This window comes from Dactylosporangium sp. NPDC051087, assembly GCF_055586325.1.
Genome location: NZ_JBVJIJ010000006.1, coordinates 347,649 through 368,649, shown reverse-complemented (window position 1 = coordinate 368,649; position 21,001 = coordinate 347,649). Strand labels below are relative to the sequence as shown.

The following is a 21,001-nucleotide window of genomic DNA, read 5'->3' as shown; positions in this document are numbered from 1 at the left end:
GCCCCCGCAACCACCGCACACCCCACGCCGCACCGGCGTTCCGTCGGCGTGCGCTCGACCCTGCCCGAAAAATCCTGATCTGCCGTGAAAGGAGAGGTCATGAGCACCTCGACCCTCGAATCGCCGGCGGCCGACGCCGTCGGCACCAACCGCTGGTACCTCTCGTCGGCACCGATCGTGCGTGCGCTCGTGCACCTGTGCGTACCGATGGCGACGGCGATGATCGTCGGCGCCGTCTACAACCTCATCAACGCCGGGTTCATCGGCTCGTTGCACGACACGGCGCTGCTCGCCGCGGTCACGTTCGGGGCGCCGATCCTCGGCCTCGTCATGGCCATCGGCAACGTCTTCGGCGTCGGCGGCGGCGCGCTGGTCTCACGACTGCTCGGCGCGGCCGAGCACGACCCCTCCCGCGGCGCGGAGATCCGGCACGTCACGTCGTTCGCCGTCTGGGGCTCGGTCGTCTCCGGCGCCGTGATCGGCGGGACCGGGCTGCTCCTGCTGCACCCGCTCGTCGGCCTGCTCGGCGCCGACGCCGCCGCCGTGCCCGCGACCAGGGCCTTCGTCGGCGTCATGCTCGCCTTCGTGCCGGTCCTCGCCGCCGCCATGTGCCTCGAGCAGCTCGTACGGGCGGAAGGCGCCGCACGGCAGGTCATGATCGGCCTCATCGCGTCCACGATCGCCAACCTCGTGCTCGACGCGCTGTTCATCCTCGTCCTGCACTGGGGCGTCGCCGGCGCCGCGCTGGCGATGGGCCTGGCGAACCTCGGCGTCGCCACCTACTTCGGCGTGTGGCTGACCCGCAACAGCCAGTACATGAGCGTCGCGCCGCGCTGGTTCACGCTCTCCCGCACCGTGCTGTCCCCCGTGCTCGGCGTCGGCGTCGGTACGCTCCTGCAGTCCGCCTTCCTCATCGTCACCTCCCTGGTGCTCAACAACCTCGCCGCCGCGTACGGCGACGGCCCCGTCGCCGCGATGGGTGTCGCGGTCCGCATCGCCCAGGTCCCCGAGTTCCTCGTGATGGGCTTGACCCTCGGCGTCCTGCCGCTGCTGGCGTACTCCTACGGCAAAGGCGACAAGGCCCGCCTCACGGCCGCGCTGCGCGGCTCGGCCGTCGCGGTGGGCGGCGTCGCCCTGACCTTCTCCGTGCTCGTCCTCGCCTTCCGCGAACAGGTCTTCACGGCGTTCGTCGCGGACCACTCGGTCCTCACCACCGGCGTCACGATCCTCACCGCCCAGCTGGTCGCGATGGTCGCGAACGGCTTCACCGGCCTCATCACCTCCCTGTTCCAGGCCACCGGCCGCGCCGTGGCGGCCACCGTCATGTCCGTCACCCAGGGCGTCCTGTTCATCCCGATCGTCCTGCTCGGCAACCTGTGGCTCGGCCTGCCCGGCATCATCTGGGCACTCACCGTCACCGAGACCCTGGTCCTCCTCGCCGGCGTCGTGCTGTGGCTCGCCTCCCGCCGCGCGATCGACGAAGGCCTCGCGCTCGGCAGCCCGGAACGCGCCGAGGAAGCCCTCGAACACGCCGACGCCTGATCGGGCTGCCCCGCCTCGATTCGAGGTGTCGAGAATCGCGGGGCGGCTCCGTCCCAGGGGCGACGGCAACGGCAGGCACAGGGAGGTACAGCGGTGAGCGAGCTTCAGGGGATCGCCCGGTTCACGTTCCACGCGGGGAAGGTCGAGGAGTTCAAGCGCCTCTCCGCGCGGTGCATGGAGATCGTGCGGACCAAGGACACCGGCACGCTGCAGTACGAGGTCCACTTCAACGCCGACGAGTCCGAGTGCATGGTGCTCGAGCGGTACAGGGACTCCGCGGCGCTGATCGAGCACGCGACGAACATCGGCGGGCTCATGGAGGCGGTCATGGCCACCGGCACGGTGACCGGTGAGCTGCTCGGCGACCCGAGCCCCGAGCTCCGGGCCAACCTCGCCGGCGGCCCGGTCCGCCTCTTCACGCCGTATTCCGCGCTGTAGCGCCGAATCGCGGTGGCGCGGGATCCGGTCGGGCCGGTCACCGTGGTGCGCCTGCTGGTGTGACTACGCTGCGGAGTTGTGGAGCTGGAGTCGTACCGTGGCGAGCTGACCGCCTACTGCTACCGGATGCTGGGCTCGTTCCACGAGGCCGAGGATCTCGTGCAGGAGACGATGCTGCGGGCGTGGAAGGCCCGGGACCGGTATGACGGCGAGCGCGCGTCGGTGCGGACGTGGCTGTACCGCATCGCCACCAACGTCTGCCTGACCGCGCTGGACGGCAGGGCGCGGCGGCCGTTGCCGTCGGGGCTCGGTGCGCCGAGCGACGACCCGCAGGCGCCGCTCTCGCCCGCGCTCGACATCCCCTGGCTGCAGCCGTTCCCCGACGCGCGGTGCGACGTCGACGCGCGGACCGACCTGCGGCTCGCTCTCGTCGCGGCGATGCAGACCCTGTCGGCGCGGCAGCGGGCGGCGCTGCTGCTGCGTGAGGTGTTGCAGTTCAGCGCCGCCGAGGTGGCCGCGCAGCTGGACACGACGGTCCCGGCGGTCAACAGCGCGTTGCAGCGGGCCCGCGCGGCGCTCGGCGAGGAGCGGGCCGGCGAGGTCCGGGAGCCGGACGACCCCGGGACGAGGGGCGTCGTCGACCGCTATCTGCGCGCGTTCGAGGCCGCCGACGTGCCGGGCCTCGTGCGGCTGCTCACCGATGACGCCGTGCTCGAGATGCCGCCGGTGCCGCTCTGGTACCGCGGAAGCCACGACTACGGTCGCTTCATGGAGCGGGTCTTCCTGATGCGGGGCACCTCCTGGGCGACGGCGCGGGTCACCGCCAACGGGCAACCCGCGTTCCTGGCGTCCGTCGTGCGGGCGGGCGGCGTACACCTGCCGCACTCGCTGCAGGTGCTCACCGTCGTGGACGGCCGGATCGCGCGGAACGTCGTCTTCGCCGATCCGGCGGTCCTCGACGGATTTTCCCCACCGCCGCCGCGATGAGTTCGGGCGGTGGCGCCGGTACGTACCGGCGAACCACCGACCGAAGGGAACCCATCGTGAGCGTCATCGTCATCCAGTTCGTCACCCTGGACGGGATCGTGTCCGACCCGGACGGCTCGGCCGGCACCCCGGCCGGTGGCTGGGCGTTCCGGCACGGCCCGGACACCGTCGCCGGCGACAAGTTCCGGCTCGGCAGCCTCCTCGACGACGGTGTCATGCTGCTGGGCCGCACCACGTGGCAGCTGTTCTCGCGGCTGTGGCCCACTCGCGACGACCCGTTCTCCCGGCGGATGAACGCCGTGCCGAAGCTGGTCGCCTCCCGCACCCTGACCGACACGTCCGCGTGGGCCAACTCGCGCCCGCTCGGCGGTGACCTGCTCGACGCCGTCAGGCGCGAGCAGCGCGACGTCGTCGTCACGGGCAGCCTGAGCGTCGTGCACGCGCTGATGGCCGCGGACCTGGTCGACGAGTACCGGCTGCTGACCTTCCCCACGATCCTCGGCACCGGCTCACGGCTCTTCCCGGCCGGTGGCCCGCCCGTCCACCTGCGGACGGAGTCGGTGGAGCCGGCCGGCGCGGCGCACCTCACCCGGCACGTCCGCACCCGGCCGCTTCATCACCCGTCAACCTTGAGTTGACGGTCGACGGATCGTCAACCTATGGTTGACGCATGACGGAATCCATCGCCGGCTCGGTCCGGCTCGACGACCTGATCGAAGCCATCAAGAAGACCCACCCCGCGGCCCTCGACCAGCTCACCAACGCCGTGCTGACGGCCGATCACCTCGGCGACGTGGCGGATCACCTGATCGGGCACTTCGTCGACCAGGCACGCCGCTCCGGCGCCTCCTGGACGGAGATCGGCCGCAGCATGGGCGTCACGAAGCAGGCGGCCCAGAAGCGGTTCGTCCCCAAGGGCGAGGCGTCGGACCTGGACGCCAGCCAGGGGTTCAGCCGCTACACCGACCGGGCCCGCAAGGTCGTCGTGACCTCCCAGGAAGAGGCCCGCGCCCGCGGCAACGACCAGATCGGCGTCGCCCACCTGGTGATCGGCCTGGCCGCGGACCCCACCTCCCTCGGCGCCCGGGCGATCGTCGCGCAGGGCGTCTCCCTGGACACCGTCCGGCAGACCGCCACCGCGACGCTGCCGGGCGCGGCCGACGCCGTGCCCGCGCTCATCCCGTTCGACGCGCACGCCAAGAAGGCCCTCGAGCTGACCTTCCGCGAGGCCCTGCGGATGAACCACACCCACCTGGGCACCGAGCACATCCTGCTCGCGATCCTGGAGCTCGAGGACGGCACGGGCGTCCTCGCCGGCCTCGGCGTCGACAAGGCCACCACCGAGACGGCCGTCCTCGCCGCGTCGACCGAGCCGTAGCCACCCGGACGCCGATGTGCGTGGGTGCCCCTTCGTGGAGCGCCCGGGCACATCGGCGCTTACACATCCCGTACGTGCTCCTGAACCGCGCCAGACAACAGCTGCGTGCTCTCCGGTGCCGGCCACTCCCGGCCGGCCCTACGAGAGGTGAACATCATGCAGCACACCACCAGGCTCGTCCTGGCCACCGCCGGCGCCGCGCTCGTCCTCGCGGTCTGCCCCGCACCGGCCGGCGCGACGACCGACGATCCCCCACCGGTCCCGCCGCCGGGGCCGGTGGACCTGACCCGCATCTACGTGACCGACAACTCCCCGCCGGACTGGTCGGTCAACGGCATGGTGCTGCGGGTCGACAAGGGCACCGGCAACCGCACGCTGGTGACCGACAACCACACCCCGGCCGGCGGGCCCGACCTGCAGGCCCCGATGGGCGTCACCTTCGACGCCACCGGCGACCTGCTGGTCGCCGAGGCGTTCGAGCTCGGCATCAACGGCGTCCGCACCCCTGCCGTCGTCCGGGTCGACCCGTCGACCGGCGTCCGCACCCTCGTGTCGAGCAACAGCGCACCGGCCGGCGGGCCGGATTTCGTCACGCCGTACGGCATCGCGGTCGAGCCCGACGGCAACATTTTGGTCGCCGACCTCGGGGCGTTCGCCAGCGGCAACGGCGGCATCATCCGGGTGGACCCGGTGACCGGTGCGCGCACCACGCTGTCGCGCAACCAGGGCCCGGTGGGCGGCCCGTCGTTCGACCGCCCGGCCGACGTGGCGGTCACGCCGAATGGCGACATCTTCGTGATGGACCGCAACGGCGTCATCCGGGTCGACAAGGTGACCGGCGCCCGGACCCAGGTCTCGGCGAACGGGGCACCGAACGGCGCGCCGAACTTCATGACCAACAGCACCCTGACGCTCGACACCAACGGCGACATCCTGGTCGCCGACCAGGGCGGCAACGGCGGTGGCCGCATCATCCGGGTCGACCCGGTGACCGGCGTCCGCAGCTGGGTGTCGCGGAACACGGCACCGGCGGGCGGCCCCAGCTTCGGCTCGCTCGGCGACCTGGTCGTCGTCTGCGGCAGCATCCTCGTCGTGGACCTCTCCAACCGCGCGGTGCTGAGCGTCAACCCGACCACCGGGGCGCGGACCCTGGTGTCGGACAACGCGGCGCCGGCGTCGCTGCCGACGTTCGGGAACCCGTACGGGATCGCGGCCACCAACCCGGTCTGCGTCACCCCCGCGTAGCTTCCCACCCGGCCCCTGCGGAACCCGGCGTCGCCGGATCCGCAGGGGCCACCGGCATCAGGCCCCGGCCTTCGTGCGCCACAGCCCCGTGACGACGCGCGCGGTGCCGACGACCAGGAGGAACCCGCCGCCGGCGAGCAGGAGCGGGCGGTTGTCCGACGGCTCGTCGTCGGCGTCGACCGCGAGGTGATCCGCGTCGATGTGGATGGGCTTGCCCCGGTACAGCGTCACCCGCACCGGCCGGCCACCAGCGGGCGGGACGTTCTGGGAGATGATCGTGCTCATGGTGAGCTGACGCCCTTCGACCTCCACCCGCGCCAGGGAGTGGGTGAGCTCGACCAGCGACCCGTCCAGCACGGTCACGCACCTCGCCGGCGTGAACACCTCGGCCGGCGCGCACTCCCGCGCGTCGCGTATCCGCTGGTCCTCGTTGTCGCTGTGCCAGGCCAGCACGAGCAGCGCGATCCCGCCGACCCACACGGCGGCCAGCATCACCAGCAACTCGCGCTTGGTCCATGGTCGTTGCATCGCCCGCATACGGCCAGTGTCCCGCCCTGGGCCGCTGCCGTCAGTCCCCGATCGCGGCGGCGGCGACGGCGCGGAGCTCCGCGGCGACAGGCGGCGGCAGGTACAGGTCGGCGAGGTCGCGGGGCGACTCTCCGGACACGATGCCGTACAGGGTGACCGCGTCGAGGTACCTGGCGGTGTCGTTGGGGTGCTTGCCGTCGGGGTCGATGAGGAACCCCGCGCCGTGGACGGCGATGAGGGTCTCGAACTCGTCGGCGATCGGGGCGGTCACGTGCGGCGTCGCCAGGGCGGCCGACAGGGCCGCGTAGTTGCGGTCGATCGTCTCGTTGGCCGCGGCGGTCGACGGGAACGGCGCGGGGTCGACGAGGGCCCAGTTCTTGAAGAGCACGACGCGGCCGCCGGGCTTCAGCGCGCCGCGGAGGTTCGGCTCGTACGTCTGGCGCAGCGTCCTCTCCGCCGCGGGAAGGTTCGTGGCGACGAGGGTGCTGTACTCCTGCAGCACGACGAAGTCGTATCGCCTGCCGTCCCGCAGGGCGGGCGCGACCAGGCCGCCGTCCCAGGTCTGCTGCAGCGTGTAGCCGGAGTGGATGACCTCGGTGACGTCGATCGGCCGGCCCGCCGCAGCGGCGAGACGGCGCACCAGCGTGGGCGTGCTCTCGCCGGTGGCGCGGGTCATCGAGCCGAGCAGGCTGTTGCCGACGAACAGCACGCTGAGTCCGCCGGCCGGGCGGGCCTGCGCGGACACCCGCGGCGCGACCCACACCAGCACGGCCGCGACGAGGACAGCGACGGCGATGTACGCGCGGTGACGGTACGGCATCGAACGGTCACCCCTTGAGCACCGCTGCGGAACGTGTCCGACCAGGGTGCGGGCGGGCGGACGGGCCGTCAATCCACCGAAGGCGTGGCACGGTGCGGCCGCCGTACGACGTCGCGGCATACTGCACCGGTGAAGCTGACGTCCTCGGACGGTGCCACGGTCGAGCTGCGGCCGATCGCGTACCAGTTCGGCGCGAACCCGGACGCCGCGCCGGGCACCGACTGGGACGCGAACTGGCTCATCGTCCAGGGCCGTGTCACCGCCTGCGACGGGACGGCGTGGGACTTCACGGATCCGTGCCTGACCACCTGGGAGGCCCGCACGGTGGGCGCCTGGCTCCGCGGCGTCGTCGAGGGCGTGATCCGGCCGGTCGCCGTCTGGGCCGACGATTCGTGGCCGCCCGAGCCGCACTTCCGCACCTACACCGAGCCGAACCTCGCGTTCAGCCTGCGGGAGCGGACCGCGGACCGGGCCGCGGTCCGGATCCACTTCTCCCTCGAGGCGCTCCCGCCCGGGGTCCGGCAGGACACGTACTCGTACTTCCTCGTCCTGGACCTGGGCCTCGACGAGCTCGCCGCGGCGGCCGGCGCGTGGGCCGCCGACTGCGGACCGTTCCCCGTGCGCTGACCCACCGAAGGTTTCCCGAAGGTCTGCCGAAGGGCCGCCGTGCACGGTGGTCGGGCGCGCCGCAACGGGCGCGCCCCACCTTGAAGGAGACCGACATGATGAAGAAGCTCGCCGTCGTGGCCGCGGGCGCCGCCCTGGCCGCCGGCCTGGCCGGTGCGCCGGCGAACGCGGTCATCGTCAGCACCGACCCGGTCAGGATCACCGAGCCGAACCTCGACTTCGGCGGCAACAACTGGCTGCTCGGCGCCCCCACGAACAGCGGCGTGCTCGGCTGGGACAACACCGCCGGCCAGATCAGCGCGATCCTGTCCGGCACGCTGTACATCAACAACGCCTCGGGGACGTGCGCCCGGATGCGGCTGGAGACCTACAACGCCGCCCACGTCATGGTCAACTACCGCAACGGCGGCACGGTCTGCGCGCCGAACGGGGCGCTGAACCCGTGGAGCGTGTACTTCCAGACCCCTGCCGACCCGAGCATCACGCACGCCCACGCCGTCCTCCAGGTGCAGAACCCCAACGGCTCGTACTCCGACGTCGGCACCGTCGACCAGAACTACTGAGCTGAGTCGGCCGGTGCCCGCACGGCGACGGCGGCGAACACCGCCACCAGCGCGACGTTGACCAGGACCGCGAGCCAGCCGATGTTCGCGATGTGCGCGACCGGCCAGGCGGCACCGGCGACGGCGAGCAGGACCACCGCCCACAGCGGCTGGGTGCGGCGCAGCACGGCCGCGCCCAGCAGCAGCGTCAGCGGGAAGAACAGGCCGAGCGGCTTGATCAGGGTCGCGGCGCCGGACGCGTCGACCAGGTCGGTGTCGCCGAGGGAGACGTGGATCGTGTTGAAGCCGTAGGCGACGTTGCCGGCGGCGCCGAGCGCACCCACCACGAGCAGGAGCGCGGCGAGGACGCCCCGCCCGAGGTCCACGAGCTTCAGCAGGAGGATGATGTACGCCGTGGCGCCGAGCACGTGGACGACGGCGGCGGCCGGGTCGTCCCAGCCGCGGACGGCGTAGAGGACGTCGGCGATCAGGTAGATCACCGGGGCGAAGAACAGTGACGCGGTCAGCACCCGGTCGGCGGGCGTGGCGGGTCGGTCGGTCATGGCGGGCTCCTCCGGATCGGGTCGCTTCCCCACCGGTACCGTCGCCGCACGGACCGTCCGGGGGCATCGGGGCCGCCCCTGCGACATTGCCGGGTTAACCCTGCTGTCCGCCGGCGTCCGCGCTGGCACGATGACACCGTGGCGCGGGACGGGACGTATGCCCGGGCGGCGGCGGGTGCGGCGACGACCCTGCTGGTCGCCGGCGGGTCCGTGCTCGGCTGGCACGTGGGGAACCTGCACAACGGGCTCATCGCGGTCTCGTTCACGGCGGTCGGGCTGTTCGTGCTGCGGCGCAGTCCCCGCAACGCCGAGGGGCGGCTGTTCGTCGCCACCGGCGTCGCGCACGCGGTCATGTTCGCCGGCCGGCAGTACGGGCTGCATCCCGGTCCGCTGCCGGGCGCGTCGTGGGTCGGCTGGTGCGGCGTGTGGCCGCTGCCGGTCGTGCTCGTGCTGATCGGCGTGACCGTGATGGGCTTCCCGGACGGGCGGCTGCCGTCACGGGCGTGGCGGCCGGTCGTCGCCGTGCTCGCCGCCGTCGGCGTCATGCTGTCCGGCGTGTCGGCGCTGTGGCCGGTCGAGTACGCGCGGACCGGCCTGGTCGCCGCGCATCCGCTGCACGTGCCGGGCGCCGCGGCCGCCGAGGCGTTCTACGCGGTGGCGCGGCCGGTCGGGTACCTGCTGTTCCAGCTGACCTGGGCGGCGTGCGTCGTCGTCCGGCTGCGCACGGCCCGCGGCGACGAGGCCCGGCAGCTGCGCTGGTTCGTGTACGCGGTCACGGTGTCCGCCGCGGTGATGGTCGCGGGCCTGCTCGTATTCCGGTCGCCGGTCCCCGGCACGCTGACCGCACCGCTGATCGCGGCCGCGGCCGGCGCGGCGATCCTCAAGTACCGCCTGTACGACATCGACCCCGTCATCAACCGGTCCCTCGTGTTCGGGGCGATGGCCGCCGTGGTGACCGCCGGCTACGCCGTCATGGTGACCGGCGTCGGCCGGCTCGTCGACGGGCACGGGACGCTGCTGTCCCTGGCGGCGACCGGTGTCGTCGCGGTCGCGTTCGAACCCTTGCGGCGGCGGGTCCAGCGGATCGCGGACCGGCTCGTGTACGGCCGCAGGTCGACGCCCTACGAGGCGCTGGCCCGACTGTCGGCGCACCTGACGGCGCCGGCGGGCGGGCTGCTCGAGGGGATCTGCACCACCGTCGCCGACGCCGTCGGCGCCCGGGAGGTCGTGCTGTGGACCGGCCCGCCGGACTCGCTGCGGGCGGTGGCGATCTGGCCGGCGTCGTCTCCCCTGCCGGCGTCGGCCCGGCCGCTCGGCTCGCTCCTGGCGATCCCCGTACGGCACGACGGCGGGTTCCGCGGCGCGCTCACCGTCACCAAGGCCCCGGGCGACCAGCTGTCCACCACCGACCGGCGTCTCGTCGGCGACCTGGCCGCCCAGGCCGGCCTCGTCCTGGAGCTGCGGGCGACCGCACAGCGCCTGGTCGCGGCCGGGGACGCCGCCCGGCGCCGGCTGGAACGCGACCTGCACGACGGCGCCCAGCAGCGCCTGGTGACGGTCGCGATGGAGCTCGGCGGCGTGGTCCGCTCGGCGGCGGCCGCGGGCGCCACCGACGTCGCCGCCCAGGCGTCCTCGGTCCGGGCGCAGCTGCTGGAGGCGACGGCGGAGCTGCGGGAGATGGCCCGCGGGCTGCACCCCGCGGTCCTGACCCAGGACGGGCTGGAGGCCGCGATCGGGTTCCTCGCCGACCGGTCGCCGGTGCCGGTCCGGCTCGCCGTGTCGATCGGGCGGCGGCTGCCCGCGGAGGTGGAGGCGACCGCGTACTTCGTGATCAGCGAGGGCCTGACGAACGCCGCCAAGCACGCCGCCGCCACGGTCGTCACGGTGACCGTCGGGCTCACGGCGGCCGGCCTCGTCGTGGAGGTCACCGACGACGGCTCCGGCGGCGCCGCGGTCCGGCCCGGCAGCGGCCTGGAAGGGCTCATGGACCGGCTCGCGATCCTCGACGCCCGGCTCACCGTCGACAGCGGACCGTCCGGCACCCGGCTGCGGACGGTGATCCCGTGCGCGTGATGCTCGCCGACGACGGTGTCCTCTTCCGCGAGGGCATGGCCCGCATCCTGGCCGACGCCGGGTGCACCGTCACGGGCCAGGCCGGTGACGGTGCCGCGCTGCTCGCCCAGGTCCGCGCCGACCCGCCGGACGTGGCCGTCATCGACCTGCGGATGCCGCCCGGGTTCACCGCCGAGGGCATCGAGACCGCCGCCGCGATCCGCGCGCTCGCACCCGGCGTGGGGCTGATGCTGCTGTCCCAGTACGTCGAGGTCCACCACGCGCTACGGCTCATCACCGAGTTCGACGGCGGCGTCGGCTACCTGCTGAAGGACCGCGTGTCCGACCTGACCGCGTTCGCCGTGGACCTGCGCCGGGTCGCGGCCGGCGACACCGTCATCGACCCCGAGCTCGTCGCCAGGCTCGTCGCCCGCCGCCGCGAACGCGATCCCCTGGACGCCCTCACCGACCGCGAACGCGCCGTCCTCGCGCTCATGGCCCAGGGCCTGTCGAACGTGGCGGTCGCGGCCGACCTGCACCTCGCGGTCAAGACCGTCGAGGCGCACGTGACGTCCATCTTCACGAAACTCGGCCTCATCCAGCACGAACGCGAGCACCGCCGGGTCCTCGCCGTGCTCACCTTCCTGCGCGCCTAACCGGCGAACTCCTGCGGCGGTGCGGTGAAGTCGCGGACCGGCAGCGGGGCCAGGCCGTCGTGCTGGACGCCGGCGATCGTGCCGGTGGCCCGCTCCGGCACGCCCTCCCCGATCTCGACCTGGGTGGTGTCGGCCCGCGGCGACGTCGCGATCATGCCCGCGGTGACCAGCTGGGGTCCGGCGACGACCATGGAGAACGTGCGGCGGTTGCCGGTCAGGCCGAGCTGCCCGGCCACCGGGCGGCCGACGGTGTCCCGGACCGTCGTGACCGTCGCGGCGCCGCAGCGGTCCCCGAACGCGGAGCGGTCCCCGACCGGGCACCGGCCGGCGTCGATCGCGGCCCTGGCCACCTCCGGGCGGAGCACCGCCTCGCAGCTCGGCCCGGCCCCGGTGACCGGCCGGCCGGCGGCGTCGGTGACCTCGGCGACCGGGAGCGGGTCGCAGCGGGTGCCGTCGGCGGCCAGGGTCGCGTACGCGTTGGCCAGGTCCAGGGCGGTGGTCGACGACACGCCGAGGGTGAAGGCGCCCCACGCCGCGCCGGCCGCCCGGCTCAGCTGCTTGTCCTCCTCGGCGCGGAAGACGATGCCCAGCCGCTCGGCCATGGCGATCGCCTTCTCCGCGCCGATCCGCTCCTGCAGCGCCACGAAGTAGGTCACCACCGAGTGCCCGAACGCGTCCCACATGGTGCGCCGCCCCGACAGGTACGCGGGATCGCCCGTGTTCGTCGGACAGTAGTACCCGCCTTCGCAGGCCGCCGGGCTCGCCGGGTCGATGCGGTACTTCGACACGTACACCCGCTTCGTGTCGATCGCGTGGTTGAGCTTCAGCCCGCTGTCCAGCGCCGCCGCGAGGGTGAACATCATGAACGGCGCCCCGGCCGCCGCCCCGGGCATGTTCCGGTCGCCGGAGACGAGGGGGTCGACGACGTCCGGTCCCGCGGGCCGCCACAGCTGCCCCTGCACGGTCGGGCTCACCGCCGGGACCGCGCCGGGCGGCCGGCGGAAGTTGCGGTTCACCGCCATCGTCCTGATCAGGCCGGTGCCGGGTTCGATCGTGGCGAGGGAGAACACCTTCGGATCGGTGACCGGCAGGACCGCGTCCACCCGCTGCTTCGCGTTCGCCTGCAGCCGCGGGTCGAGGGAGCCGCCGATGCGGTACCCACCGCGCCGCAGCCGGTCCGTCCGCTCCGCCCGGTCGACGCCGAACGCCTCCTGCTCCTGCCACCACGCCACCACGAAGTCGCAGTAGTACCCCCAGTCGTTGACCGGGACCCGCAGGCACGCCTCACGGGGGTCCTCGGTGTCGAACCGCGCGACCACCGTCGTGCCGTCGGCCGCGTACAGCACCGACGCCCGCACCGCGGCCGCCGCCCGCCCGGCGGGCCGGCCCTCGTCCTGGACACGCCACACGACGATCCCGGCGACGGCGACGACCGCGACGACGACCGCCAGCACCACCGCTCCACGCCGCCGGCCCGTCTCGGGCCCGTGCCCCGACTCGATGATCGACTCGTTCACCGGCTCCCCCACCGCTCGCCCACCGCGAAGAGCCGAATGCTATCGATCACCGGGACCCGCCGCTGCCCGATCTGCTCTACGCTGCTGCGATGCCGGCCGTTCGTGTTCCCGGACGGCGACCGGTCCCGCACCCTCACCCGGTAGGCAACCGGTGATGGCCCGCCCGCCTGACCTCGAGGCGATCCGCTCCGTGCTCGCAGCGATGCCGGCGGCGCACCCCGACTTCGAACCCATGGTCGTCCTGTACGTGCTCGCGCTGGTGGACAGGTCCGATCGCAGCCGACGCGCGGATCACCTGGACGAGACCATCGCGTCGGGCAGGAGGGCCCTCACCTTCCTCCCGACGCCCGGCACACGCTCGACCGCCGTCCGCATCCATCTGGCCCGGGCCTTGCGGACGCGTTACATCAGCGCCGGCGCCCTGGCGGATCTCATCGAGGCCATCGCCCACCTTCGTACCGCGCGGCCCGATGCGGCAGACGTCCCCGCCACGGTGACCTACCTGTGCACCCTCGGTGACGCGCTGTCGTCCCGATCCCGGCGCACCGGCTCACGGAATCGGACGATCCCGCTCTCGGGGTCCGGCGGTCCAACCTGGGCAACTCGCTGCTGCACAGGTTCGAACGCTCGGGACGGCAAAGCCACTCGGACGAGGCAGTCGCGATGTTCCGCTCGGCCGTCGATGCCACCGGGCCGGGCGACATCGACCGGGCCCGCCGGCTTTCGAACCTCAGCGGGTCGCTCTCGGCCAGATACCGCCGCTTCGGCGACCTGCGCGACCTGACGGAGGCGGTCGCGCTGCTCGACGACGCCGTGCAGGTGGCCTCCACCCTGGAGCCGGAGCGGATCTTCTACCTGGCCAACTGGGCCGCGACGCTGCGGGAGCTGGCGGTGCGCACCGGCGACCGGCAGGAACTGGACCGGAGCGTCTCCACCGTGCGGGCCGTGCTCGACGAGGTCCCGGCCGGCCATTCGCATCGGGGGCACCTGCTGCTCAACCTGGCCGATGCCCTGTACGCCAGGTTCGAGCTGGCCGGCGATGCCGACGACCTGCACGCGGCCTTCGCGGCGTGGGACGGCGCGCGGCGGGCGCCCGCCGCCGCGGTCGCGACCCGCGTCCAGGCGGCGGCCGTGCTGGGCCGGACCCGTGCGAACCTGGGTGACTGGGAGCAGGCGGCCGATGCCTACGCGGCGGCGGTCGGGATGTTGCCGATGGTCGCGGGCAGGGCACTGTCCAGGCGCAGCGGCGAGCACGCGCTCCAGCAGCGCAACGGGCTCGCCACGCACGCCGCCGCCTGCCTGCTCGCGGCCGGGCGGCCGCGGGCGGCGGTCGAGGCGCTGGAGCGCGCCCGGAACGTGCTGTGGAGCGGCCGGCTCGACACCCGCGACGTCGACGCCGGCCTGCGGGCGGTGGCGCCCGACCTGGCAGCGCGCCTCGACGCGCTGCGGGTGCACCTCGCACAGGCGGACTGAGACTCGAGCGTCAGGACGATCCACGAGATTCGCCGGGTCGCGGGGGCGGCAGGGATGCCGCGCGCACGCGCGGAGGCTGCCGCGCGGCAGCGCAGGCAGTGCGCCACGCAGTGGCGCATTGGGGGTCCGGGGTGAGCATCCCCCGGCCCGGCGGCGGGCCGCCGGAGCTGGCCCAGCACAGCACAGCGCACGCCGGTCGCGAAAGGCGCCTTCCGCGACCGGGGTGCCTACCCTGCTCAGCGTCGGCGTCGCCTTGCAGGATGTCGTCCGCAGGTCTGCGAGCGGTGGGTCCGCTCATCGAACCATGGACAACCCTCGACACAGAGTGAACATCGGAGGTATGACTTCGTCAAGAAGGGTTCCGAACTTCTGTCCGGACGAACAAAAGCGACAGCCTCCAAGATTTTACCCCTTGCCGTCGGCGGGCGGAGCCTGCTAGACATCGGATGTCTTCGAAACAGCGGCGAGGGAGGGGCCATGACCAACCGATTCGTGTCGCTGGACACCTACGACGTGCGGTTCCCGACCTCCAGGGATCTCGACGGCTCCGACGCCATGAACCCCGATCCCGACTATTCGGCCGCCTACGTGGTCATCCGTACCGGCGACGGCGCGGGCAAGACGGACCAGGAGGAGGGGCACGGGTTCGCGTTCACGATCGGCCGTGGCAACGAGGTGCAGACCGCCGCGATCCGGGCGCTGGCGCCCTATCTCGTCGGACGTCTGGTGAAGGAGATCCTCGACGATCTCGGCGGCCTGTACCGGGAGCTCGTCTACGACTCGCAGCTGCGCTGGCTCGGCCCGGAGAAGGGCGTCATGCACATGGCGATCTCCGCGGTCGTCAACGCGCTGTGGGACCTGAAGGCGAAGCGGGCCGGGTTGCCGCTGTGGCGGCTGCTGTCGTCGATGCCGGCCGAGGAGCTCGTCGACCTCGTCGACTTCCGGTACCTGTCCGACGCGCTGACCCCGCAGGAGGCCCTCAAGCTCCTCCGCCGGGGCGAGGACGGCCGGGAGGAGCGGATCCAGACGCTGCTCGAGCGGGGTTACCCGGCGTACGCCACCTCACCCGGCTGGCTCGGCTACGACGACGCCAAGCTCACCGGGCTCTGCCGGCAGGCGGTGCGCGACGGGTTCACGCAGATCAAGCTCAAGGTCGGCGCCGACCTCGACGACGACCTGCGCAGGATGCGGATCGCCCGCGAGGTGTGCGGCCCGGACGTACGGATCGCCGTCGACGCCAACCAGCGGTGGGACGTCGGCACGGCCGTCGACTGGGTCCGTGCCCTGCAGCCGTTCGACCCGTGGTGGGTGGAGGAGCCGACCTCCCCCGACGACGTCGTCGGGCACGCGGAGATCGCGCGGCGGATCGCGCCGGTCCCCGTCGCGACCGGTGAGCACGTCCAGAACCGGGTCGTGTTCAAGCAGCTGCTGCAGCTCAACGCGGTCTCGTTCGTCCAGCTCGACGCCGCCCGCGTCGCCGGGGTCAACGAGAACGTCGCGATCCTGCTGCTCGCGGCGAAGTTCGGCGTGCCGGTGTGCCCGCACGCGGGCGGGGTCGGGCTCTGCGAGCTCGTCCAGCACCTGTCGATGTTCGACTACGTCGCGGTGTCCCGGTCCATGGACAACCGGGTCATCGAGTACGTCGACCACCTGCACGAGCACTTCACCGACCCGGTGCGCGTGCACCGGGGGCACTACCTGGCGCCGCTCGCACCAGGGTTCAGCTCCACGATGCGGGCATCGAGCCGCGCCCGTTACGCCTTCCCGGACGGCCCCGTCTGGAACACCCCCTGAAGGAATCGAAGGAAACCGCCATGAAGCTGTTGCGACCGGCCGTCCTGGCCACCGCCCTGGTCGTCTCACTCACCGCCTGCGACTCCGCGAAGGAACCCGGCAGCACCGCCAACGCTGACGCCAAGCCGATCGCCGTCGACCTGCCGCGCGCCGACTCCGACTTCTGGAACTCCTACGCCAAGTACATCCCGCAGTACGCGAAGGACTCCGGCCTCAACCTGATGACGCCGACGAACTCGCAGAACGACATCGCCAAGCTCGTCGCGAACACGCAGGCGCTCACCAGCCAGGGCGCGAAGGCGATCGTGATGGCGCCGCAGGACACCGGCGCGATCGCGACCACGCTGACCCAGCTGGAGCAGAAGAAGATCCCGGTCGTCACCGTCGACACCCGCCCCGACAAGGGCAACGTCTTCATGGTCGTCCGCGCCGACAACCGCGCCTACGGGCAGAAGGCCTGCGAGTTCCTCGGTGCCAAGCTCGGCGGCAAGGGCAAGGTCGTCGAGTTCCAGGGGTCGCTGTCCAGCGTCAACGGCCGGGACCGGTCCGAGGCGTTCGCCGAGTGCATGCAGAGCAAGTTCCCCGGCATCACCGTCTTCGCCGAGCCGACCGACTGGGAGGGCGCGAAGGCGTCGGCGGCGCTGCAGACGCGCCTGGCCCAGCACCCCGACATCAACGGCATCTACATGCAGGCCGGCGGCGTGTTCCTCGCCCCGACGCTGCAGCTGCTGCGGACCAAGAACCTCCTCGTGCCGCCGAGCGACCCGAAGCACATCTTCATCGTGTCCAACGACGGCATCCCGCAGGAGTTCGAGGCGATCCGCAAGGGCGAGATCGACGCGACCGTGTCCCAGCCCGCCGACCTGTACGCGAAATACGCGCTCTTCTACGCGAAGGCCGCGGTCGACGGCAAGACCTTCCAGCCCGGCAAGACCGACCACGACAGCACCATCGTCCAGGTCCGCGACGGCCTGCTGGAGGACCAGCTGCCCGCCCCGCTCGTCACCAAGGACAACGTCGATGACTCGGCGTTGTGGGGCAACCAGATCGGCAAGTGATGACCGACGTCACCGGCGCCTCCACCGTCGTCCCGGCGGTGGAGGCCGTCCACACGAGCAAACGCTTCGGCGCGACCACGGCACTGCACGGCGTGTCGGTCACGGTCGCGCCCGGCAGCACCCACGCCCTCGTGGGCCGCAACGGCGCGGGCAAGTCGACGCTCGTGTCGCTGCTCACCGGCCTGCAGAGCCCCGACGCCGGCGCGATCGCCTTCGACGGCCGGCCCGCCCCGCCGGTGGCGGACCGGGCCGCTTGGCGCCGCCGGGTCGCGTGCGTCTTCCAGCGCTCCACGATCATCCCCGAGCTGTCGGTGGCGGAGAATCTGTTCCTCAACCGGCAGGGCGACGTCGTCCGCTGGGGTGCGCTGCGCCGCCGGGCCGCGCGGCTGCTCGACGAATACGCCGTCGACGTCTCCCCCGCCGCCCGCGCCGGGGACCTCGGCGTCGAGCAGCGGCAGCTCGTCGAGATCGCCCGGGCCCTGTCGCAGGGCGCCCGCTTCATCATCCTCGACGAGCCGACCGCCCGCCTCGACGCGACCGCCATCGACCGGCTCTTCGGCAGGCTGCGGGCGTTGTCCGCGACCGGGGTGACGATGCTGTTCATCTCGCACCACCTGCAGGAGGTCTACGCGGTCTGCGACACCGTCACCGTGTTGCGGGACGCCCGTCATGTACTGACAGCGCCGGTCTCCGAGGTCGACCACGACGCCCTGGTCGCGGCGATGACCGGCGAGGCGGCCGGGCTGACCTCGGTGCGACCGGGGCCACCGGCCGATCCGTCGGCCCCGGTCGCGCTGCGGCTGACCGGACTGACGCTACCCGGTTCGTACCATGGCATCGACGCCGACGTGAAAGCCGGCGAGATCGTCGGGGTCACCGGCTCCGGCAGCAGCGGCAAGGTCGCCCTCGCCGAGACCGTCGGCGGGCTGCGGCGCCCGGCGTCCGGGACCGTCAGCGTGGCGGACCGGCCGGTGCCGCCGGGGAGCGTGCCCGCCGCGCTCGCCGCCGGGATCGGCTTGGTGCCGCAGGACCGGCACCGCGAGGGGCTCATCCCGCTGCTGTCGGTGGCGGAGAACGCGACGCTGCCGATCGCCTCGACCTTCGGGCGGTTCGGCTACGTGGCGCCGCGGCGTCTGCGGGAAACGGCGAGCGGGTTCATCGAGCGCTACGACATCCGGGCCGAAGGGCCGTCCGCGCCGGTGAGCAGCCTGTCGGGCGGCAACGCGCAGAAGGTCGTCCTGGCCCGCGCGCTGAGCACCTCGCCCCAGGTGCTGGTCCTCATCAACCCGACCGCCGGGGTCGACGTGCGCTCCAAGGAGTCGCTGCTCGGCGCCGTCCGTGCCGCTGCCGCATCCGGGACGGCGGTGCTCATGGTCTCCGACGAGCTCGACGACCTGCGGCACTGCGACCGGGTCCTCGTCATGTTCCACGGCCGCGTCGTCGCGGCCCTGCCCGCCGGGTGGAGCGACACCGAGGTGGTCGCCGCCGTCGAAGGAGTCTCGTCATGACCACAGTCCCGGCCCGGCTGTCCGGGATCCGCCTGGCCAGGATGCGGGACCTGACCCTCGTCCCGGCGATCCTGCTGCTGCTCGTCGTCGGCGCGGTCGTCGACCCCGTCTTTCTGTCCAGCGCCAACATCGTCAACGTCCTGCAGCAGCAGACCGAGCTGTCGCTGCTGGTCCTCGCCGAGACGATCATCCTGATCGGCGGCCGGTTCGACCTGTCCCTGGAGTCGACCGTCGGTCTCGCGCCGGCGCTCGGCGTCGCGCTGGTCATCCCCGCCGCCAGCAACGGCCTCGGCACGTCGTGGCCGTCGGCCCTCGCGGTGCCGATCATCCTGCTGGTCGGGCTGCTCGTCGGCGCGCTCAACGGGCTGCTGATCCTGCGGTTCGGGCTGTCCGCGTTCATCGTCACGCTCGGCATGCTCATCGTCCTGCGCGGCCTGCAGATCGGCATCACCGGCGGGCAGAACCTGTTCGAGCTGCCGCCGTCGGTGCTGTACCTCGGCAACGCCACGTGGCTCGGGCTGCCCGTGTCGATCTGGCTGTGCGGGCTGCTCTTCGCGATCGGGATCGCGGTCCTCGGCTGGTTCCGCCACGGCCGCGCCGTCTACGCCATCGGCGGCAACGTCGACGCCGCCCGCGCCGCCGGCATCCGCAGCGACCGCGTCATCTGGATCGTCTTCATGGTCGGCGGCACCCTCGCCGCCCTCGCCGGCCTGCTCATGACCGGCCGCCTCGGCTCGGTCGCCGCCGCCCAGGGCCAGGGCATGATCTTCACCGTCTTCGCCGCCGCGGTCATCGGCGGCGTGAGCATGGACGGCGGCAAGGGCACCCTGTTCGGCGCGCTGTGCGGCGTGCTCGTCCTGGGCCTGATCAACAACATCCTGACCCTCGCGGGTGTCTCCGCGCAGTGGATCCAGGCGGTGTACGGCCTGATCATCCTCGTCGCCCTGGTCCTCGCCCGGGTCACCACAGGCAAGGCGCAGGACTCCTAGACCGGTGTGGTGGGCGGTGTCTTGGCGGTCGCCGCCCACCACACCTTGCGAAACTTTCACGGCGTGCCGGCCCGGCCCGGTGTGAAGTGGCAGCTCAGGCCCGCCCCCGACTTTCGAAACGGCCGGCACCGAACGACGCTGCCCCTTTCGGCGACAGTTGCCCCCTGACTGCATCGAAGGGAGCAGCATGAACCCCCACTTCAGACGCCTGCTGCTGGCCGGCGCGGCGTGCTCCGTCCTCGTCGCCGCCGGCGTGGTCGCGCTGACCACCGGCACCGCCAGCGCCGAGGCCGACCGGACCGTCACCGCGAACACCACCGGCACGCACAACGGCTACTTCTTCTCCTACTGGAAGGACACCGGCAACGTCAGCATGACGCTGGGCGCCGGCGGCTCGTACAGCGTCCAGTGGAGCAACATGAACAACACCGTGGTCGGCAAGGGCTGGAAACCCGGCTCCAGCCACACGGTGAACTACTCCGGCACGTTCAACGTCAACGGCAACGGCTACCTCGCGCTGTACGGGTGGACGCTCAATCCGCTCATCGAGTACTACGTGGTGGAGAACTTCGGCAGCTACAACCCGAGCACCGGCGCGCAGCGGCTCGGCTCGGTGACCACCGACGGCAGCACGTACGACATCTACCGCACGCAGCGGGTGAACCAGCCCTCCATCATCGGCACCGCGACGTTCTACCAGTACTGGAGCGTCCGGCAGCAGAAGCGGACCGGCGGCACCATCACCACCGCCAACCACTTCAACGCCTGGGCGGGCCTCGGGCTGAACCTCGGCACGCACGACTACCAGATCCTCGCCACCGAGGGCTACCAGAGCAGCGGCAGCTCCAGCATCACGGTCAGCGAAGGCCCCGGCCCCGGCCCGACCACCTCGTCGCCGCGGCCCTCGCAGGGCACGTCGAGCCCGCCGCCGGGCGGCACCGCGGCGTGCCAGGTGACGAACGCCGTCAACGCCTGGAACACCGGCCTGACGGACACCATCACCATCACCAACACCGGCACGACACCCATCAACGGCTGGTCGCTGCGGTTCAACCTCGCGGGCGGGCAGACGATCACCTCCGGCTGGAGCGCCACGTACTCGCCCAGCAGCGGCCAGGTCACCGCGTCCAACGTCAGCTACAACGGCTCCCTCGCGCCGGGCGCCTCGACGTCGATCGGGTTCCAGGCCAACCACACCGGCAACGCCGGCGCGCCGAGCGGGTTCACCCTCAACGGCGCCGCCTGCCGCTGACCTTCCGGACCGCGCCGGGGCCCGTCTCCGGC

General features: G+C 72.5%; 20 protein-coding genes. 16 read left to right on the top strand and 4 right to left on the bottom strand.

Features of this window, described 5'->3' with window-relative positions; genetic code table 11:
- Positions 1 to 99 precede the first annotated feature (99 nt).
- From ACZ6TV_RS14630 to ACZ6TV_RS14605, 6 genes are all read left to right on the top strand, one after another.
- Positions 100 to 1,542, top strand: coding sequence for an MATE family efflux transporter (locus tag ACZ6TV_RS14630; RefSeq protein WP_465297652.1), 1,443 nt, complete (start codon positions 100 to 102; stop codon positions 1,540 to 1,542).
- A 93-nt stretch (positions 1,543 to 1,635) separates the two neighbouring features.
- A complete protein-coding gene (locus ACZ6TV_RS14625; protein ID WP_465297651.1) occupies positions 1,636 to 1,980 on the top strand; it encodes a putative quinol monooxygenase in 345 nt (114 codons plus the stop codon).
- Between the two features lie 78 nt (positions 1,981 to 2,058).
- Positions 2,059 to 2,967: a sigma-70 family RNA polymerase sigma factor gene (locus ACZ6TV_RS14620; protein ID WP_465297650.1), complete on the top strand. Its 909-nt coding sequence runs from the start codon at positions 2,059 to 2,061 to the stop codon at positions 2,965 to 2,967.
- Positions 2,968 to 3,023: 56 nt separating this feature from the next.
- Positions 3,024 to 3,605: a dihydrofolate reductase family protein gene (locus tag ACZ6TV_RS14615; RefSeq protein WP_465297649.1), complete on the top strand. Its 582-nt coding sequence runs from the start codon at positions 3,024 to 3,026 to the stop codon at positions 3,603 to 3,605.
- 32 nt (positions 3,606 to 3,637) lie between these two features.
- A complete protein-coding gene (locus ACZ6TV_RS14610) occupies positions 3,638 to 4,345 on the top strand; it encodes a Clp protease N-terminal domain-containing protein (RefSeq protein WP_465297648.1) in 708 nt (235 codons plus the stop codon).
- Between the two features lie 156 nt (positions 4,346 to 4,501).
- A complete protein-coding gene (locus ACZ6TV_RS14605) occupies positions 4,502 to 5,590 on the top strand; it encodes an NHL repeat-containing protein (RefSeq protein ID WP_465297647.1) in 1,089 nt (362 codons plus the stop codon).
- A gap of 57 nt (positions 5,591 to 5,647) precedes the next feature.
- Here the strand turns inward: ACZ6TV_RS14605 and ACZ6TV_RS14600 are convergent, their stop codons facing one another.
- Complete coding sequence (locus ACZ6TV_RS14600) at positions 5,648 to 6,118, bottom strand: hypothetical protein (protein ID WP_465297646.1); 471 nt, start codon at positions 6,116 to 6,118, stop codon at positions 5,648 to 5,650.
- A gap of 40 nt (positions 6,119 to 6,158) precedes the next feature.
- Complete coding sequence (locus ACZ6TV_RS14595; RefSeq protein WP_465297645.1) at positions 6,159 to 6,938, bottom strand: hypothetical protein; 780 nt, start codon at positions 6,936 to 6,938, stop codon at positions 6,159 to 6,161.
- A gap of 129 nt (positions 6,939 to 7,067) precedes the next feature.
- On the opposite strand from ACZ6TV_RS14595, the gene ACZ6TV_RS14590 reads away from it, so the two are divergent.
- Positions 7,068 to 7,565 (top strand): WapI family immunity protein, encoded by a 498-nt coding sequence (locus tag ACZ6TV_RS14590; protein ID WP_465297644.1) that lies wholly within the window; start codon positions 7,068 to 7,070, stop codon positions 7,563 to 7,565.
- Between the two features lie 95 nt (positions 7,566 to 7,660).
- Positions 7,661 to 8,128 (top strand): hypothetical protein, encoded by a 468-nt coding sequence (locus ACZ6TV_RS14585; protein ID WP_465297643.1) that lies wholly within the window; start codon positions 7,661 to 7,663, stop codon positions 8,126 to 8,128.
- Here ACZ6TV_RS14585 and ACZ6TV_RS14580 read toward each other — a convergent pair.
- The gene (locus tag ACZ6TV_RS14580) at positions 8,122 to 8,670 is read right to left on the bottom strand and encodes a hypothetical protein (protein ID WP_465297642.1); all 549 of its coding nucleotides are present in this window, start codon (positions 8,668 to 8,670) and stop codon (positions 8,122 to 8,124) included. The two genes, ACZ6TV_RS14585 and ACZ6TV_RS14580, sit on opposite strands and share 7 nt — an antisense overlap.
- 138 nt (positions 8,671 to 8,808) lie before the next feature.
- On the opposite strand from ACZ6TV_RS14580, the gene ACZ6TV_RS14575 reads away from it, so the two are divergent.
- Positions 8,809 to 10,743, top strand: a complete 1,935-nt coding sequence (locus tag ACZ6TV_RS14575; RefSeq protein WP_465297641.1) for a sensor histidine kinase — start codon at positions 8,809 to 8,811, stop codon at positions 10,741 to 10,743.
- The gene (locus ACZ6TV_RS14570) at positions 10,734 to 11,378 is read left to right on the top strand and encodes a response regulator transcription factor (protein ID WP_465297640.1); all 645 of its coding nucleotides are present in this window, start codon (positions 10,734 to 10,736) and stop codon (positions 11,376 to 11,378) included. Before ACZ6TV_RS14575 ends, ACZ6TV_RS14570 begins: the two co-directional genes overlap by 10 nt.
- Here the strand turns inward: ACZ6TV_RS14570 and ACZ6TV_RS14565 are convergent.
- The gene (locus tag ACZ6TV_RS14565; RefSeq protein ID WP_465297639.1) at positions 11,375 to 12,907 is read right to left on the bottom strand and encodes a penicillin-binding transpeptidase domain-containing protein; all 1,533 of its coding nucleotides are present in this window, start codon (positions 12,905 to 12,907) and stop codon (positions 11,375 to 11,377) included. The genes ACZ6TV_RS14570 and ACZ6TV_RS14565 overlap by 4 nt on opposite strands.
- Positions 12,908 to 13,558: 651 nt before the next feature.
- Between ACZ6TV_RS14565 and ACZ6TV_RS14560 the strand changes: the two genes are divergently transcribed.
- The 6 genes from ACZ6TV_RS14560 (at position 13,559) to ACZ6TV_RS14535 (ending at position 20,969) form a co-directional block, all read left to right on the top strand.
- Positions 13,559 to 14,368 (top strand): hypothetical protein, encoded by an 810-nt coding sequence (locus ACZ6TV_RS14560; protein WP_465297638.1) that lies wholly within the window; start codon positions 13,559 to 13,561, stop codon positions 14,366 to 14,368.
- A 477-nt stretch (positions 14,369 to 14,845) separates the two neighbouring features.
- Positions 14,846 to 16,162, top strand: a complete 1,317-nt coding sequence (locus ACZ6TV_RS14555; RefSeq protein ID WP_465297637.1) for an enolase C-terminal domain-like protein — start codon at positions 14,846 to 14,848, stop codon at positions 16,160 to 16,162.
- 20 nt (positions 16,163 to 16,182) lie between these two features.
- A complete protein-coding gene (locus ACZ6TV_RS14550) occupies positions 16,183 to 17,220 on the top strand; it encodes a sugar ABC transporter substrate-binding protein (RefSeq protein ID WP_465297636.1) in 1,038 nt (345 codons plus the stop codon).
- Positions 17,220 to 18,728: a sugar ABC transporter ATP-binding protein gene (locus ACZ6TV_RS14545; RefSeq protein ID WP_465297635.1), complete on the top strand. Its 1,509-nt coding sequence runs from the start codon at positions 17,220 to 17,222 to the stop codon at positions 18,726 to 18,728. Before ACZ6TV_RS14550 ends, ACZ6TV_RS14545 begins: the two co-directional genes overlap by 1 nt.
- A complete protein-coding gene (locus tag ACZ6TV_RS14540) occupies positions 18,725 to 19,717 on the top strand; it encodes an ABC transporter permease (protein ID WP_465297634.1) in 993 nt (330 codons plus the stop codon). The genes ACZ6TV_RS14545 and ACZ6TV_RS14540 overlap by 4 nt, the downstream gene beginning before the upstream one ends.
- 187 nt (positions 19,718 to 19,904) lie before the next feature.
- The gene (locus ACZ6TV_RS14535) at positions 19,905 to 20,969 is read left to right on the top strand and encodes a glycoside hydrolase family 11 protein (RefSeq protein WP_465297633.1); all 1,065 of its coding nucleotides are present in this window, start codon (positions 19,905 to 19,907) and stop codon (positions 20,967 to 20,969) included.
- Positions 20,970 to 21,001: the final 32 nt, after the last annotated feature.

Excerpts from the sequence above, each read along its gene's own strand:
- ACZ6TV_RS14540 (WP_465297634.1), top strand. The coding sequence starts at position 18,725 with ATGACCACAGTCCCGGCCCGGCTGTCCGGGATCCGCCTGGCCAGGATG.
- ACZ6TV_RS14550 (WP_465297636.1), top strand. The coding sequence starts at position 16,183 with ATGAAGCTGTTGCGACCGGCCGTCCTGGCCACCGCCCTGGTCGTCTCA.
- ACZ6TV_RS14555 (WP_465297637.1), top strand. The coding sequence starts at position 14,846 with ATGACCAACCGATTCGTGTCGCTGGACACCTACGACGTGCGGTTCCCG.
- ACZ6TV_RS14605 (WP_465297647.1), top strand. The coding sequence starts at position 4,502 with ATGCAGCACACCACCAGGCTCGTCCTGGCCACCGCCGGCGCCGCGCTC.
- ACZ6TV_RS14600 (WP_465297646.1), bottom strand. The coding sequence starts at position 6,118 with ATGCAACGACCATGGACCAAGCGCGAGTTGCTGGTGATGCTGGCCGCC.
- ACZ6TV_RS14560 (WP_465297638.1), top strand. The coding sequence starts at position 13,559 with ATGTTCCGCTCGGCCGTCGATGCCACCGGGCCGGGCGACATCGACCGG.
- ACZ6TV_RS14610 (WP_465297648.1), top strand. The coding sequence starts at position 3,638 with ATGACGGAATCCATCGCCGGCTCGGTCCGGCTCGACGACCTGATCGAA.
- ACZ6TV_RS14580 (WP_465297642.1), bottom strand. The coding sequence starts at position 8,670 with ATGACCGACCGACCCGCCACGCCCGCCGACCGGGTGCTGACCGCGTCA.
- ACZ6TV_RS14535 (WP_465297633.1), top strand. The coding sequence starts at position 19,905 with ATGAACCCCCACTTCAGACGCCTGCTGCTGGCCGGCGCGGCGTGCTCC.
- ACZ6TV_RS14630 (WP_465297652.1), top strand. The coding sequence starts at position 100 with ATGAGCACCTCGACCCTCGAATCGCCGGCGGCCGACGCCGTCGGCACC.
- ACZ6TV_RS14585 (WP_465297643.1), top strand. The coding sequence starts at position 7,661 with ATGATGAAGAAGCTCGCCGTCGTGGCCGCGGGCGCCGCCCTGGCCGCC.
- ACZ6TV_RS14545 (WP_465297635.1), top strand. The coding sequence starts at position 17,220 with ATGACCGACGTCACCGGCGCCTCCACCGTCGTCCCGGCGGTGGAGGCC.
- ACZ6TV_RS14595 (WP_465297645.1), bottom strand. The coding sequence starts at position 6,938 with ATGCCGTACCGTCACCGCGCGTACATCGCCGTCGCTGTCCTCGTCGCG.